The sequence below is a fragment of the Lentzea sp. NPDC004789 genome, assembly GCF_053601075.1.
In genome coordinates this window covers 668,494-686,339 of record NZ_JBSGBE010000002.1, presented here as the reverse complement: position 1 = coordinate 686,339, position 17,846 = coordinate 668,494, and the positions used below count along the sequence as shown (strand labels likewise).

Annotated in this window: 2 protein-coding genes (1 of these 2 running past the window's edge); both read left to right on the top strand. The window is 71.4% G+C overall.

Features of this window, described 5'->3' with window-relative positions; all coding sequences use genetic code 11:
• Positions 1-260: 260 nt before the first annotated feature.
• The gene (locus ACWEIJ_RS07050; protein ID WP_449836242.1) at positions 261-8,057 is read left to right on the top strand and encodes a type I polyketide synthase; all 7,797 of its coding nucleotides are present in this window, start codon (positions 261-263) and stop codon (positions 8,055-8,057) included.
• Positions 8,058-8,093: 36 nt separating this feature from the next.
• Positions 8,094-17,846, top strand: the 5' portion of a protein-coding gene (locus tag ACWEIJ_RS07045; RefSeq protein ID WP_449836241.1) for a type I polyketide synthase. It continues 18,096 nt past the right edge of the window; the window shows 9,753 of its 27,849 coding nt (coding positions 1-9,753); it begins with the start codon at positions 8,094-8,096; its stop codon lies off the right edge, out of view.

The following is a 17,846-nucleotide window of genomic DNA, read 5'->3' as shown; positions in this document are numbered from 1 at the left end:
TAGGTAAAACATTTGGCGGAGTGAAACCTGGTGATTCTTTTGATCTTCTCTTCCGGGCTTTCTGCCGGGCCGGTGACCAAAGATTAGCCACCGGGCGTGCCCCGCAAAACGGCTCCGCCGGGGAAAGCACTTTCGGGCGGGATGATAGGGGGGTCCTAGGGGGGTGCTAGGGGATTTCCTACTTACTGGCCCCGTGCGGCCGAGGCTAGCATCGCTCGAGGTGCAAGCCACGTCGCCAGTAAATAGGGAGCGCCGTCGGGATGTTTCGAACCGAACTGATCCGGCCGTTGTCCGACCTGCTGCGATACCACGCCGCGAACGCGCCGGAGAAGGTCGCGTTCGCGGACTCGCGGCGCGCGGTCACGTACGCGGAGCTGGAGCGGCGCACCTGGCGGCTGGGCGGGCACCTCGCCGAACTGCGGCTGCAGCCGGGTGACCGGGCCCTGATCTTCCTGGGCAACAGCGTCGACATCATCGAGAGCTACCTCGGCGTCACGCGCGCGAACGCGGTCGCGGTGCCGTTCAACCCGCACTCCGCCGACGCCGAGCTCGCCTACGTGCTCGACGACAGCGGCGCCCGCGTCGTGATCACCGACTTCGCCCACCTGGAACAGGTCCGCAAGCTGCTGCCCGGCCGTCCCTACCTGAAGGTGGTCGTGAGCGGCGACGAACCGCTGCCGCGCGGTGGTTCCGTTGTCTCCTACCAGGATCTGACGTCCCGCGACCCCGCCGTGCCCGCGCGGGACGACCAGGGCCTCGACGACGTGGCGTTCATGCTCTACACCTCCGGCACCACCGGCAAGCCGAAGGGTGTGCTGTCCTCGCAGCGCGCGTGCCTGTGGTCGGTCGCGGCTTGCTACGCCCCGGTGATCGGGTTGAACCACGACGACAAGGTGTTGTGGCCCCTGCCGTTGCACCACTCCCTCGCGCACGTGCTGTGCGTCGTCGGTGTCACCGCGGTCGGTGCCACGGCCCGGATCCTCGACGGGTTCGCGGCGGACGAGGTGCTGACCGCGCTGGAAGGCGACGACTACACGTTCATGTGCGGTGTTCCCGCCATGTACCACCATCTGCTGGAGGTCGCCCGCACGCGGAAGGTGTCGTCGAGCGCGCTGACCCGGTGTCTCACCGCGGGCTCGCCGTGCCCGCCGGCGTTGCGGGTGGAGTTCGAGGCGCTGTTCGGCGTCGCGCTGCTCGACGGCTACGGCAGCACCGAGACGTGCGGCCTGATCGCGGTGAACTGGGCGCACGGCACCAGGGTGCCCGGTTCGTGCGGCCTGCCGGTGCCGGGTCTCGCGGTGCGGCTGGTCGACCCGGAGACCGGGATCGACGTCGACGCGGAGGCCGAGGGCGAGGTGTGGGTGCGCGGCCCGAGCCTGATGGTCGGCTACCACAACCAGCCGGAGGCCACGGCGCAGGCGATGCCGAACGGCTGGTACCGCACCGGCGACCTGGCGCGCCGCGACCTCTACGGGTACGTGACGATCACCGGCCGGGTCAAGGAGCTGATCATCCGCGGCGGCGAGAACATCCACCCCGGCGAGGTGGAGGAGGTGCTGCTGCGTGTTCCCGGTGTCGCCGACGCCGCCGTGGTCGGCAAACCGCACGACATCCTCGGCGAGGTGCCGATCGCGTTCGTCGTGCCCGGCGAGCAGGGCCTGGATCCCGTGCGCCTGTACGACGCCTGCCGCGAGCAGCTCTCGAACTTCAAGGTGCCTGAAGAGCTCTACGAGATCGACCACATCCCGCGCACCACGTCCGGGAAGATCACGCGGCACGTGCTGCTCGACCGCCCGGCCCGGTTGCGGGCCGCGAGCGGCGGGCAGCACGAGTCGTTGCTGCGCATGGACTGGGCGCCGATGCCGTCCGTGCGCACGACCTCGCTCGAACTGGCGAAGCGCTGGGCGGTCGTCGGACCGGACGCGTTCGGGCTGACCGCCTCCCTCGCGTCGGCCGGTGTGCACGTCGCCACCCACGCCGACGCCGCCGCGCTGCACGTGTCCGTTGTGGAGGGTGAGACGGCCCCGGACGTCGCGGTGTTGTGCTGCCCGGACGACATGGACACCGGCGGCAAGCTCACCACGGCGGCGCAGGAGGCGTTGCGCAAGGTCGGCGGCGTGCTGCGGACGTGGGTGAACGACGACTGGTTCGCGCACTCGCGGCTGGTCGTGCTGACCCGCGGCGCGGTGGCGGCGGGGGTCGAGGACGTGCGCGACCTCGTGCACGCGCCGGTGTGGGGGTTGCTGCGGTCGTTGCAGGTCGAGTTCCCGAACCGGTTCACGTTGATCGACATCGACGACCTGCCGTCGTCCACCGGGGTGCTGCCGCTGGCGGTCGCCGCGGACGAGCCGCAACTCGCGATCCGGTCGGGCATCGCGCTGATGCCTCGCTTGAAGCGCGTCTCCGCGTCGGTCGACAGCGACGAGGTGCTGCGCATCGACCCCAAGCGCACGGTCGTCGTGACAGGCGCGGACGGCACGATGGGCGCCGCGCTGACCCGGCATCTCGTTGCCGCGTACGGCGCACGGCACCTGTTGCTGATCAGCCCGCGCGGCCGGGCCGACGAGGCGACCGCGCAGCTGGAGTCCGAGCTGTCCGAGCTGGGCGCGCGCGTGGCCGTGGCGGCGTGCGACGTGGCCGACCGGGCGGCGCTGGCCGACGTGCTGGGCAAGCTGAAGCGGCCGGTCACCGCCGTCATCCACAGCGAGGGCGAGCACCCGGCGAAGCCGACCGTGCGCCGCGCCGACGTGTTCCGGTCCGTTGTGGACGGTGCGGTGAACCTGCACCAGCTCACCAAGAGCGGCGACGTCACGGCGTTCGTCATGCTCTGCACGGTCGCGGGCGCCCTCGGCCTGGTCGGGTCGGGGGAGCAGGCGGCGGCGAACTCGTTCCTGGACGCGCTGGCCCGCTACCGCCGCAGGCGCGAACTGGCCGCGACGTTCCTCGCGGTGGGCTCGACGGACGCGCCGACCACGGCGTCGCGGGTGGGTGAGCTGTCGACGCAGGAGTTCACCGCGATGTTCGACGTCGCGACCTCGGCGGGCCTGGCGCAGGCGGTGATCATGCGGATCAACAGCGCCGCGCTGCGCGAGCAGACGTCGTCGACCGAGGTGCCGGCGCTGCTGCGCGGCCTGATCGACGTGTCGGCGCGGCTGGCCACGCCGGACGAGCGCGACCTGTCCGCGTTGCGGCAGCGGCTGGTGGCGATGTCGGCGGAGGAGCAGGACATCTTCCTGCTCAACCTGGTGCGCACCGAGGTCGCGGGCGTGCTCGGCCTGACCGGTGCCGAGCGGGCGGAGTCGAAGAAGACGTTCCGCGAGCTCGGCCTGACCTCCGTGACCGCCGTCGACCTGCGCAACCGGCTGACCGCGGCGACCGGCCTGCACCTGTCGGCGCCGGTCGCGTTCGACTACCCGACGCCGGTGGTGCTGGCCCGGCATCTGCGCGCGGAGCTGCTGGGCGAACGCGCGGCCGCGGTGTCCGAGGCCGTGCGGCCGTTGCCGGACGAGCCGATCGCGATCGTCGGCATGGCCTGCCGCTTTCCCGGCGGGGTCGCCTCGCCCGAGGACCTGTGGCGGCTGGTGACGGCGGGCGCGGACGTCGTGTCGCCGTTCCCGGCCGACCGCAACTGGGATCTGGAGAAGCTGTTCGACGGCGCCTCGCACACGCGCTCGGGCGGTTTTCTGCACGACGCCGCGGACTTCGACGCGGAGTTCTTCGGGATCTCACCGCGCGAGGCGCTCGCGATGGACCCGCAGCAACGGCTGCTGCTGGAGGTGTCGTGGGAGGCGCTGGAACGGGCGGGCATCGACCCGGTCTCGTTGCGCGGCACCAACGGCGGCGTGTTCGCGGGCGTGATGTACCACGACTACGGCGCCGGGTTGCTGGACGCGCCGGCCGGCACCGAGGGGTACTGGACGACCGGGACCGCGGGCAGCGTGGTGTCCGGTCGCGTCGCCTACACCCTGGGGCTGCAGGGCCCGGCCGTCACCGTCGACACCGCCTGCTCGTCGTCGCTGGTCGCGTTGCACTGGGCCGCGCAGTCGCTGCGGTCGGGGGAGTCGTCGATCGCGCTGGCGGGCGGCGTGACGATCATGTCGACGCCGCAGACGTTCGTGGAGTTCTCCCGCCAGGGCGGGCTTTCCGCGGACGGCCGCTGCAAGGCCTTCTCCGACTCCGCGGACGGCACCGGCTGGTCGGAAGGCGCCGGCCTGGTCGTGCTGGAACGGCTTTCCGACGCCCGCCGCAACGGTCACACGGTGCTCGCGGTGCTGCGCGGCTCGGCGATCAACCAGGACGGTGCGTCGAACGGGCTGACCGCGCCGAACGGCCCGTCCCAGCAGCGGGTGATCCGGCAAGCGCTTGCGTCCGCCGGTCTGTCCACTTCGGACGTCGACGTGGTGGAGGCGCACGGCACCGGAACCACGCTGGGCGACCCGATCGAGGCGCAGGCGTTGCTCGCGACTTACGGCCAGGACCGGGACGTGCCGCTGTGGCTGGGGTCGGTGAAGTCGAACCTCGGGCACACGCAGGCCGCCGCCGGGGTCGCGGGCGTGATCAAGATGGTGATGGCGTTGCGGCACGGCGTGCTGCCGCGGACGTTGCACGTGACGTCGCCGTCCTCGCACGTCGAGTGGGGGACCGGCCGGGTAGAGCTGCTGACCTCGGAGCAGCCGTGGCCCGCGGTGTCGCGGGAACGGCGTGCGGCGGTCTCCGCGTTCGGTGTCTCGGGCACCAACGCCCACGTGATCCTCGAGGAAGTGTCAGACCCGCCTGAGATGATTGGGATGGGGGGTGGCTCCCCCCAGGGGGCCGGTCAATCCGGATCGATTCCGTGGGTGGTGTCGGCGAAGTCCGCGACGGCGTTGGAAGCGCAGATAGCGCGGATCCGGGCGGTCGAGGCTCCGGCTCTCGACATCGCCGCGTCGCTGGTGTCAACGCGGGCACAGCTGGAGCACCGTGCGGTGCTCCTCGACGGTGTCGAGGTCGCGCGCGGGGTGGCGTCGGAGCGGCCGCTGGCGGTGCTGTTCAGCGGGCAGGGGTCGCAGCGGCTCGGCATGGGACGCGAGCTGTACGAGCGTTTCCCGGTGTTCGCGTCGGCGTTCGACGCGGTGCTGGAGCACCTGGACGCGTCGCTGCGGGACGTGATGTGGGGCCACGACGTCGATGCGCTGAACGCGACCCGGTACACGCAGCCGGCGTTGTTCGCGGTCGAGGTGGCGTTGTTCCGGCTGGCCCAGTCGTTCGGGGTGCGGCCGGACTTCGTGGGCGGGCACTCGATCGGCGAGATCGTCGCCGCGCACGTGGCCGGGGTCTTCTCCCTGGAGGACGCGTGCCGCCTGGTGGACGCGCGCTCGCGGCTGATGCAGGCGTTGCCTTCCGGCGGCGCGATGGTGGCGGTGCAGGCCACGGAGGAGGAAGTGCTGCCGCTGCTGGGGCCCGACGTTTCCATCGCGGCGGTCAACGGCCCGCGCTCGGTCGTCGTCGCGGGCACCGAGGACGCGGTCGCGGTGATCGTCAACCGGCTCCCGGACCGCAAGACTAAGCGTCTCACGGTGAGCCATGCGTTTCACTCGCCCTTGATGAACCCGATGCTGGACGAGTTCCGCGCGGTCGCCGAGAGCCTGTCGTTCTCCGAGCCGCAGCTCCCGGTCGTGTCGAACGTGACCGGGCAGCTCGCCGTGCGCGAGCAGCTGACGTCGCCGGAGTACTGGGTGCGGCACGTGCGCGAGGCCGTGCGGTTCTCCGACGGCGTGCGGGCGCTGGGCCGGCAGGGCGTGTCGGCGTTCCTGGAGCTCGGCCCGGACGGCGTGCTGTCGGCGCTGGTGGCGGAGATGACCGAGACCGGCGCGGTGCCGCTCGACACCGCGGTTGTGCCGGCGCTGCGCCGCGAACGGCCCGAGGAGGCCTCGGTGGTGACGGCGCTGGCACGCCTGCACGTCGTGGGTGTGCCGGTCGACTGGTCGCGGTTGTTCGAGGGCACCGGTGCCGTGCGCGTCGACCTGCCCACGTACGCGTTCCAGCGTTCCCGGTTCTGGCCGGAGCCGGAGGTCGCGGCCGGCCAGGCCGATCCGCTGGACGCCGCGTTCTGGCAGCTGGTGGAGAACGACGAGCTGGCGTCCGTGCTGGATCTCGACCCCGAGGTCGCCGCAGCCGTCGTACCGGCGTTGTCGTCGTGGCGGACCCGGCAGCGCGCACAGTCCGTTGTGGACTCCTGGCGGTACCGGGAGTCGTGGCACCGGCTGTCGCTGTCCGGCGCGTTCTCCGGGTCGTGGCTGGTCGTCGTGCCGCCGGGGGAGCAGGACCCCTGGACGCGGGACGTCGTGGAGATCCTCGGCGGGGTCGCGGTGTCGCTGGACGAGGCCGGCTCACTGGCCGGGCGCGAGTTCACGGGCGTGGTGTCGCTGCTCGGCGCCGGGGACGACTCGGGTGACGTGCCGTTTCCGCTGGCGGGGACGCTGGAGCTGCTGCGGGCCGGCATCGACGCTCCGTTGTGGACGGTGACCCGCGGTGCCGTGTCGACCGGTCACGGCGACATCGTGACCTCACCGGTGCAGGCGGCGCTGTGGGGTCTGGGCCGGGTGGCCGCGCTGGAGCAGCCCCGCCGGTGGGGCGGGTTGATCGACCTGCCGGGCGGCGTGGACACCCAGATCGCGCAGGGCCTGCAGGCGGCGCTGGTGAACTCGCTCGGCGAGGACCAGATCGCGGTGCGCGGCAACGGGGTGTTCGCCCGCCGCCTGGTACCCGCGCCGCGCGGTGAGCACGGTGAGGACTGGGCGCCGTCGGGCACCGTCCTGATCACCGGTGGCACCGGCGCGCTCGGCGGGTTCGTGGCGCGCTCCATGGCTGCCCGTGGTGCCTCGCACGTCGTCCTGACCTCACGCCGAGGCTCGCTGACACCTGGCGTCGAACATCTCGTGGCGCAGCTCGAAGGTTTCGGTGCCGAGGTGTCGGTCGAGGCCTGCGACGTCGCCGACCGTGCCGCCCTCGAAGAGCTGCTGGCTCGGTTCCCGGACTTGACCGCGGTGGTGCACTGCGCGGGCATCGACTCCGGTGACGCGCCGTTGTCGTCACTGTCGGCCGACCAGCTCGGGGAGTTGTTGCGCCCCAAGATGGTGGCGGCGCGGAACCTGCACGAGCTGACCGGGAACCTCGACGCGTTCGTGCTGTTCTCGTCCGGCGCGGCGGCGTGGGGCAGCGGTGGTCAGCCCGCGTACTCGGCCGCGAACGCCTACCTCGACGGCCTGGCGCAGTTCCGCCGCGGCCAGGGACTGGTGGCGACGTCCGTGCAGTGGGGCGCGTGGGCCGAGGCCGGCATGGCGACCGATCCGCAGGCCTACGACCAGCTGCGCCGGCACGGTGTGCTGCCGATGGAGCCGGAGCTGGCGCTGACGGCGCTGGTGCAGGCCGTGTCGGACGGTGAGACGGTGCTGACCGTGACGAACACCGACTGGGCCCGGTTCGCGCCCGGTTTCACCTCGTCACGCCCGTCGCCGTTGTTCTCGTCGATCCCCGAGGCCGTCGCGGCTCTGTCCGCCGACGCGGACGCGGCCGGCGCCGAGGTGGCGTTGCAGGAGAAGCTCGCGGGTCTGTCCGAGGCCGACCGGTCACGCGTGCTGCTGGACCTGGTGCGGTCCGAGGCCGCCGCGGTGCTGGGCCACACCGGCGTCGAGTCGATCCACCCGGAGAAGGCGTTCCGCGACCAGGGTTTCGACTCGCTGACCGCCGTGGAGATGCGCGACCGGCTCAAGGCCGCGACGGGACTGCCGGTGCCGTCGGCACTGGTCTTCGACTACCCGACTCCGCGCCTGGTAGCCGAACACCTGCTCGCCGGCCTGTCGTGCGCGGTCGACGGATCCGCCCTGGCCGAGCTCGCCCGGTTCGAGGCGTCGCTCGCCTCGGCCGCGGAGTCCGACCACGACGCGATCCGCGAACGCCTGGAGAAGGTGCTCGCGCGCTTGAAGAAACCCGTGTCCACTTCGGACGACGACATTCGGAACGTCTCCGTCGAGGACCTCCTGACCATCATCGACGACGAGTTGCTCGACCTCTCGTAGAAGCAGTGTTTGCCCGCACGAAATGAGGACGGACCAGTGCAGGAAGAGCAGCAGGACAAGGTTGCCGACTACCTGAGGCGAGTCACGGTCGAGTTGCGCCGGGCTCGTGAACGCGTCCTCGAGCTGGAGCAGAAGCACAGCGAGCCCATCGCGATCGTGGGCATGTCGTGCCGCTTCCCCGGCGGTGTGACCACTCCCGAGCAGCTGTGGGACGTCGTGTCCTCCGGCCGCGACGTGGTCTCCCCGTTCCCGGCGGACCGCGGCTGGGACCTCTCGTCGCTGCGGTCGACGTCGCTCGCCCAGGAGGGCGGGTTCCTGACCGACCTGGCCTCGTTCGACGCCGGCTTCTTCGGCATCTCGCCGCGCGAGGCGCTGGGCATGGACCCGCAGCAGCGCATGATGCTGGAGCTCACCTGGGAGGCCCTGGAACGCGCGGGCCTCGACCCCGCCGCGCTGCGCGGTTCCTCCACGGGCGTGTTCGTGGGAACGAACGGCCAGGACTACGCGGACCTGGTGTCGGTGGACGGCGACGGGCACGCCTCCACCGGCCTCATCGCGTCCGTGCTGTCGGGCCGCCTGTCCTACACGTTCGGCTTCGAGGGCCCCGCGGTCTCCGTCGACACCGCCTGCTCCTCGTCGTCGGTGGCCATGCACCTGGCCATGCAGGCCTTGCGCGGCGGCGAATGCTCGCTCGCGCTGGCCGGCGGCGTGACGATCATGGCCACCCCGCACGCCTTCGTCGAGTTCACCCTGCAGCGCGGTCTCGCCGCGGACGGCCGTTGCAAGGCGTTCTCCGACTCGGCCGACGGTGTCGGCTGGGCCGAGGGCGCGGGCATGCTGGTGCTGGAACGCCTGTCCGACGCGGTGGCTCGCGGCCACCACGTGCTGGGCCTGCTGCGCGGGTCGGCCGTGAACCAGGACGGTGCCTCCAACGGCCTCACCGCCCCGAACGGCCCTTCGCAGCAACGCGTGATCCGCGCGGCCCTGGCCTCCGCGGGCCTGTCTCCCGCTGACGTCGACGCGGTGGAGGCGCACGGCACCGGCACCGCCCTGGGCGACCCGATCGAGGCCGCCGCGCTGATCGCGACCTACGGCCAGGACCGCACGGTCCCGCTCTACATCGGCTCGGTGAAGTCGAACATCGGCCACACGCAGGCCGCGGCGGGCGTCGCCTCGGTGATCAAGGCCGTGCAGGCGATGCGGCACGGCGTCCTGCCGCGCACCCTGCACATCACCGAGCCGTCCTCCCACGTCGACTGGTCGGCCGGCGCGGTCTCGCTGCTGACCTCGGAAACCCCGTGGCCCGCGGTGGATCGCCCGCGCCGCGTCGGCATCTCGTCGTTCGGCGTCTCCGGCACCAACTCGCACCTGATCGTGGAGGCGCCGTCGGGGATCCCCCCGTTTTCCAGCGTACCGAGCGGTGACGCCGGGCAACCGGGCTCGCCGAAATCTGTGGACAACTCGGCGTCTGTGGACAACTCGGCCGTTGCCGATCTTGTCCGCCCGGAACCGTCAGACCCCCGTGCGACGATTGGAGTGGGGACCTCGGTCTCCCCCCGGGGCCCCCAGTCGGAATCGATTCCGTGGCTGGTGTCCGCGAAGTCCGAGGCGGCGCTCGCCGGGCAGCTCGCGCGGCTGGCGGACGTGGCGGCCGGCCCGAAGGACGTCGGGTACTCGCTGTCGTTGCGCACGCTCTTCGACCACCGCGCGGTGGTCCTCGACGGGGCCGAGATCGCCCGCGGCACCGCCGCCGAGAAGCAGCTCGCGATGCTGTTCACCGGGCAGGGCTCGCAGCGGCTCGGCATGGGCCGTGAGCTGTACGAGGCGTTCCCGGTGTTCCGCGAGGCGTTCGACGAGGTCGCCCAGCACCTGGACGTGCGAGCGGTCATCTGGGGCGATGACGCCGAAGCCCTCGACCAGACCGGCAACGCGCAGCCCGCGATCTTCGCCCTGCAGGTCGCCCTCTACCGCCTCGTCGAGTCGTTCGGCGTCAAGCCCGGCCACGTGGCCGGTCACTCCATCGGTGAGATCGCGGCTGCGTACGTCGCGGGTGTGTTCAGCCTGGAAGACGCGGCGAAGCTGGTGCGCGAGCGTGCGCGGCTCATGCAGGCGCTGCCGCCAGGTGGCGTGATGATCGCGCTGCAGGCCACCGAGGACGAGATCACCCTCACGCCGGGCATTTCCATCGCGGCGATCAACGGGCCGGACTCGCTGGTCATCGCGGGCAAAGAAGACGAGGCCCGTGCGCTGGTGGCGAAGTTCGCCGGCCGCAAGTCGAAGCAGCTGGCTGTGAGCCATGCGTTCCACTCGCCGTTGATGGACCCGATGCTCGACGACTTCCGCGCGGCCATCAGCGACATCACCTTCCACACCCCGTCCATCCCCGGCCTCGGCGACGTCACCAACCCCGAATACTGGGTCCGTCACGTCCGCGACACCGTCCGCTTCCACGACACCGTGACCCACCTGGGCGACAAGACATTCCTGGAGATCGGCCCCGACGGCGTCCTGTCGGCACTGGTCGACGACGGCATTCCCACGCTCCGCAAGGACCGCGACGAGCGCACGACGTTCATCACCGCACTGGCCCGCCTGCACGTCGCGGGCACCGGCGTCGACTGGACGTCGTTCTACGAGGGCGGCAGCCGGGTCGACCTGCCGACGTACGCGTTCCAGCGGCAGCGTTTCTGGCCGTCGGCCGCGAAGAACGCCGACGCGTCCGGCCTCGGCCTCACCGCGGTCGGCCACCCGCTGCTCGGCGCCGCCGTCGAGCTCGCCGACGGACAGGGCGTGCTGTTCACCAGCAAGCTGTCGGTCGCGACGCAGCCGTGGCTGGCCGATCACGTCGTCGGCGGCCGAATCCTCTTCCCCGGCACCGCGTTCGTCGAACTGGCACTGCGCGCGGGCGACGAGCTGGGCCTCGACCGCGTCGACGACCTGACCCTGTCGGCGCCGCTCGTCCTCACCGACCCGGTGCAGCTCCAGGTCGCGGTGGGCGCCCTCGACAGCACCGGACGCCGCTCCATCGCCGTGTACTCACGCCTCGACCAGGACGCCCCGTGGCTCGAACACTGCACAGGCTTCCTCGCGTCCGGCACCGCCGACCCAGGCTTCGACACCGCTTCCTGGCCACCCGCAGGTGCGGAAGCCGTTGCCCTGGAAGGGTTCTACGAACGGTTCGCGGACAACGGCTTCGCATACGGGCCGTCGTTCCAAGGCTTGCGCGCGGCCTGGAAGCTCGGCGACGACGTCTACGCCGAGGTCGCCGTCACCGAGGACGCGGACCGCTACGGCCTGCACCCCGCGCTGTTCGACGCTGCTCTGCACGCCGTGGACCTCAGCACGTCCGAAGGCGGCATGCCCTTTGCATGGCAAGGGGTTTCGCTGCACGCGACCGGTGCTTCCGCGCTGCGCGTGCGCATTCGTCCCCATGGCGAGTCGTTCGCGGTCGCGGCGACGGACCCCAACGGCACCCCGGTCGTGTCGGTCGAGTCCCTGGTCACCCGTCCGATTCCCGCCGATGATTCCGGGATCGCGCGCGAAGCGCTGTTCCACGTCGACTGGACGCCCGTCGCACTCCCCGCCGAGACCGCTCAAGCCGAAGTGGAGCACGTCGTTTCCGACGGCTCACCGGTCGAGTCCGCGCACGCCCTGACGGCACGGGTGCTCGCCCGCCTGCAGCAGTGGATCAGCGATGGGCGCCAGGACCGTCTCGCCTTCGTCACGCGCCCCGGCGACCTCGGTGCCGCCGCCGTCTGGGGTCTGGTGCGGTCGGCGCAGACCGAGCACCCCGGCCGTTTCGTGCTGGTCGAGTCGGACGGGGAGGTGCCGCCGGAGGTCTTCGCGCTGGACGAGCCGCAGATCCGGTTGCGGGACGGCGAAGCGTTCGTGCCGCGCCTGGCCCGGCTGGCACCCGCCGGTGGATTCTCCTGGCAGGGCAGGGTTCTCGTCACCGGCGGCACCGGAGGCCTCGGCCTGGTGATCGCCCGCCACCTCGTCGTCACGCACGGCGTCCGCGATCTGCTGCTCGTCTCACGGCGCGGTGAAGCCGACGTCGCGGAGCTGGAAGGCCTGGGCGCCAACGTGATCGTCGAGGCTTGTGACGTCTCCGACCGCCCGGCCCTGGAATCGTTGCTGTCGCGGCACGAGATCCGCGCCGTCGTGCACACCGCGGGTGTCCTCGACGACGGCACCGTCGAGTCCTTGACGCCCGAACGCGTCGACACCGTGTTGCGCCCCAAGGTGGACGCCGCCTGGCACCTGCACGAGCTCACCTCCGACCTCGACGCGTGCGTCGTGTTCTCGTCCGTCGCCGGCACGATCGGCACGGCGGGCCAAGCCAACTACGCCGCCGCCAACGCGTTCCTCGACGCCTTGATGGAACACCGCCGCGCCGCGGGCCTCGCCGGAACGTCGCTGGCGTGGGGCCCGTGGATCGCGGGCATGCTGTCCGGCGCCGACGCGGAACGCATGGCGCGCAACGGAATCCCCGGTCTCACCGTCGAGCAGGGCGTGGAGCTCTTCGACGCGGCGGTCGGCGCCGGCAACGCCGTCCCGGTCCGCCTCGACCTGCCGGTGCTGCGCGGCCGCGGCGACATCCCGCCGATGCTGCGCGGCCTGATCAAGACCCGTCCGCGTCGCCTGGCCGCGGGTTCCGGCGCGGCGATGTCGCTGACCAGCCGTCTGTCCGGTTTGGACGAGGGCGCACGTCTGGAAGCGTTGCTGGACCTCGTGCGCGGCCAGGTCGCTACGGTCCTCGGCCACGCGAGCACCGACGAGATCGACCCCGGCCGCGCCCTCCAGTCCCTCGGCTTCGACTCGCTGACCGCCGTCGAGCTGCGCAACCAGCTCACCGCCGTGACGGGCCTGCGCCTGCCCGCCACCTTGGTCTTCGACTACCCGAACGCGGGCGTGCTCGCCGCCTACCTGCGCGACGAACTGTTCGGCGCCGACGCGGTGATCCCGTCCGCCGAGGTGCGTTCGACGGTCTCCGGCGACCCGATCGTGATCGTCGGCATGGCCTGCCGCTACCCCGGAGGCGTGTCTTCCCCGGAAGACCTGTGGCGCCTGGTGGTCGACGGCGTCGACGCCGTGACCGACTTCCCGTCCAACCGCGGCTGGGACGTGGACGCGCTCTACCACCCCGACCCCGACCACCTCGGCACCTCCTACACCCGTTCCGGCGGGTTCCTGCACGACGCCCCGCTGTTCGACCCGGCGTTCTTCGGCATGTCCCCGCGCGAGGCCCTGGCGACCGACTCGCAGCAGCGCCTCCTGCTGGAAACCGCGTGGGAGTCCCTGGAACGCGCCGGCATCGACCCGGTCTCCCTGCGGGGCAGCGCGACAGGCGTGTTCGCCGGTGTCATGTACACCGACTACTCGGTCGTGATCAGCGGCAGCGAGTTCGAGGGCTACCAGAGCATGGGCAGCGCCGGCACGTTCGCGTCCGGCCGCGTCTCCTACACCTTCGGCTTCGAGGGCCCGGCCGTCACGGTCGACACCGCCTGCTCCTCGTCCCTGGTCGCCCTGCACCTGGCCGCCCAGGCGCTGCGCAACGGCGAGTGCTCCCTGGCCCTGGCCGGTGGCGTGACGGTCATGTCGACGCCCTCCACGTTCGTAGAGTTCTCCCGCCAGCGCGGCCTTTCCGCCGACGGCCGCTGCAAGTCGTTCGCGGAGTCGGCCGACGGAGTGGGCTGGTCCGAGGGCGTGGGCCTGCTGGTGCTGGAACGCCAGTCCGACGCCGTGCGAAACGGCCACCAGATCCTGGCCGTGGTCCGCGGCTCCGCGATCAACCAGGACGGCGCCTCCAACGGCCTCACCGCCCCGAACGGACCGTCGCAGCAACGCGTGATCCGCTCGGCCCTCGCCTCCGCGGGTCTGTCGGCTTCCGATGTCGACGTGGTCGAGGCGCACGGCACCGGCACCACCCTGGGCGACCCGATCGAGGCCCAGGCTTTGCTGGCCACCTACGGCCAGGACCGCTCGGAGCCGCTGCTGCTCGGCTCCATCAAGTCGAACATCGGCCACTCCCAGGCGGCCGCCGGTGTCGCGGGCGTGATCAAGATGGTCCACGCCATGCGCCACGGCCTGGTCCCCGCCACTCTCCACGTCGACCGGCCTTCCACCCACGTGGACTGGGAGGCAGGCGACATCACCCTCGTCACCTCCGCAACGCCCTGGCCCACCGTCTCCCGCCCACGCCGCGCCGGCATCTCGTCGTTCGGCGTCTCCGGCACGAACGCCCACGTCATCCTCGAAGCCGCAACCCCTTCTCCGATTCCTGTGGACAACTCGTCCCTTGTGGACAACTTCGCCGCAGTCGATCTCCACGCCCCGGAACCGTCAGCCCAGCGTGGGACGATTGGAGTGGGGACCTCGTTCTCCCCCCGGGGCCCCCAGTCGGGATCGATTCCGTGGCTCGTTTCGGCGAAGTCGGCGGCCTCGCTCGACGCGCAGGTCGAGCGGGTGCTGCGGCTCGAAGGCGACCCGCTGGACATCGGGTATTCGCTCGCGTTGAAGACGACGTTCGACCACCGGGCCGTGGTGCTCGGCGGCCAAGTCGTCGCCAAGGGTGCCGTGACCGGGAAGCCGTTGGCGTACGTGTTCTCCGGGCAGGGCTCGCAGCGCCTTGGCATGGGACGCGAGCTGTACGAGGCGTTCCCGGCGTTCGCGAATGCGTTGGACGAGGTGCTGGCGCACCTCGAAGGCGTCCGCGAGGTCATGTGGGGCGACGACGCCGACGCTTTGAACCAGACCGGGTTCGCGCAGCCGGCGATCTTCGCGGTCCAGGTCGCCCTGTACCGGTTGCTGGAGTCGTTCGGGGTGAAGCCCGCGAAGGTCGCCGGGCACTCGATCGGCGAGATCGCGGCCGCACACGTCGCCGGGGTGCTGAGCCTGGAGGACGCGGCGAACCTCGTCTGCGCACGCGCCAGCCTCATGCAGGCGTTGCCGGCCGGTGGCGCGATGGTGTCGGTCATCGCGTCCGAAGAAGAGGTTCGCACGCACCTGACTGATGGCGTGTCCATTGCCGCCGTCAACGGGCCGCGCTCCGTGGTGATCGCGGGCGTCGAAGAAGAAGTGCTCGCCATCGCCGAGCGGTGGAAGAACAAGCGGCTCAAGGTCAGCCATGCGTTCCACTCGCCGCTCATGGAACCGATGCTTGATGACTTCCGCACGGCGATCGCGGACATCGAGTTCCACGAGCCGGTTGTCGGAATGTCAACATCCGGCGACGTCACCACCGTCGACTACTGGGTCAACCACGTGCGTGACGTCGTGCGGTTCCACGACAACGTCACCGCGTTGGGTGACGTGACGGTGGTCGAGGTGGGGCCGGATGCGCAGTTGACGGCGATGGTTGACGGGTTGATTCCGACGTTGACGCGGGTCAAGTCTGATGTTGAATCAATGTTGACTGCGCTCAGTCAAGTACACATCGACGGAATCAATGTTGACTGGACGCAGCTGTACACCGGCGGTCGACGGGTCGACGTGCCCACGTATGCGTTCGACCACCAGTCGTTCTGGCCGGAGAACACCGCGAGGTCGGACGTCCGGTCGGCCGGGCTCGGTGCGGTCGAGCACCCGTTGCTCGGCGCGGCCGTCGAGCTCGCCGGCGGAGCGGGCTACCTGTTCACCGCGCGGCTGTCGCGACGGTCGTGGCTCGCCGACCACACGGTGCACGGCGCGGTGCTCGTGCCGGGCGCGGCGCTCGTCGAGCTGGCCGTGCGGGCGGCGGACGAGGTCGGACTCGACCGCGTCGAGGAGCTGACGCTCGCAGCGCCACTGGTGCTGCCGGAGAGCGGTGGCGTCCAGGTTCAGCTGATCGTGGGCGTCGAGGAGAACGGCCGCCGCTCGATCGCCGTCTACTCCCGGCCAGAGACTGCGGTCGACGAGCCGTGGACCGAACACGCCACCGGTGTGCTCGGATCCGGCGGGGACGTCGCCGAGGTGGGGGAGTGGCCGCCGCGTGCGGAGGCGATCGACGTCACGGACGCGTACGAGCGGTTCGCGGAGAGCGGCTTCGAGTACGGGCCGGCGTTCCAGGGGCTGCGCGCGGCGTGGCGGGACGGCGACACCGTGTACGCCGAGGTCGCGCTGCCCGAGGGCGTGGCGGCCGGCGGGTTCGGGCTGCACCCGGCACTGCTCGACTCGGCGCTGCACGCGGCGTTGCTCGTTGACGACGGCGCGGGCCTGCCGTTCTCGTGGGAAGGCGTGTCGCTGCACGCCACGGGCGCGACGGCGCTGCGGGTGAAGCTGACCCGCCAGGGCGGCGGCATCGCGATCGCGTTGGCCGACACCACCGGGGCGCCGGTCGCGTCGGTGGACGCGTTGGTGGTGCGCGCGGTCTCGGCCGAGCAGCTCACCACGGTGGACCGGGACTCGCTGTTCCAGCTCGACTGGGCCGAGGTCGAGGTGCCCGCCGAGCCCGCCGCGGACGTCGTGGTGGAGCACGTCGTCGCCGAGGGCGAGGTCGTCGAGGCGACGCACACCCTTGTCGCACGGGCGTTGGCGAGGCTGCAGGAGTGGATTGCCGAGGAGCGGCCGGAGAAGCTGGTTTTCGTCACCGGCATGGGCTGTCTGGCGGGCGCGGCCGTGCGCGGTCTGGTGCGCTCGGCGCAGACCGAGCACCCCGGCCGGTTCGGCATCATCGACACCGACTCAGGCGAGCTCGTCCCGCGCGCGTTGGGCAGCGACGAGCCCGAGCTGATCATCCGCGACGGCGTGGTCAAGGCACCCCGGCTCGCGCGGGCGGCCGCGGTTCAGCACGAGGTCACGTGGCAGGGCCCGGTTCTGATCACCGGCGGCACCGGCGGCCTGGGCGGCGTCATCGCACAACACCTTGTCTCGCAAGGTGTTGATGAGCTGGTCCTGGTCAGCAGGCGCGGCGAGACGCCGGAATGGGTCGCTGAACTGGACGCGCGCGTCACCGTCGCGAAGTGCGACGTCAGCGACCGCAAAGCCGTGCAGAAGCTGATGAAGAAGCACCCGGTCCGGTCGATCGTGCACGCCGCCGGCGTGCTGGACGACGCAGTGATCGAGTCGCTGACGCCTGAGCGCGTCGCAAGCGTCCTGCGCCCCAAGGTCGACGCCGCCTGGAACCTGCACGAACTCGCGCCCGAGGCCAGGCTCGTGCTGTTCTCGTCCGTCGCCGGCACGCTGGGCAGCGCGGGCCAGGGCAACTACGCGGCGGCCAACGCGTTCCTCGACGCACTCGCGGCGCACCGGCCGAACACGGTGTCGCTGGCCTGGGGCGCCTGGGAAGGCGGCATGGCCGGGCATCTGTCCGAAGTGGACGTCGAACGCATGCGCCGCGCCGGCATGCCACCGATCTCGGTGCGGCAGGGCGTCGAGCTGTTCGACGCGGCGGTCGCGCACGGCGGTCCAGCGCTGGCGCCGGTCCGTCTCGACCTCGCCGTGCTGCGGGCCAAGGGCGAGGTGGCGCCGATGCTGCGCGGCCTGGTCCGGACGCGCTCGAAGCGTTCCACGGCAGGCTCCGACACCGCGGTCACCCTGGTCTCGCGGCTTTCGGCGTTGCCCGAGGAGGAACGGCTTGCGGTGCTGCTCGACGTCGTGCGCACCGAGGTGGCGGGCGTTCTCGGCCACGGTGGCGCGCACGCGGTGGATCCGGCGCAGCAGTTCCGCGACCTCGGGTTCGACTCGCTGACCGCCGTCGAGCTGCGCAACCGGCTGACCGCGTCGACCGGGATCCGTCTGCCCGCGACGCTGATCTTCGACTACCCGACGTCCGGCGCCCTGGCCGCCTACCTGTGCGACGAGCTGCTCGGC

What these genes read in the sequence shown, in the direction of transcription:
- ACWEIJ_RS07050 (WP_449836242.1), top strand. Translation starts at nt 261, where the DNA reads ATGTTTCGAACCGAACTGATCCGGCCGTTGTCCGACCTGCTGCGATAC.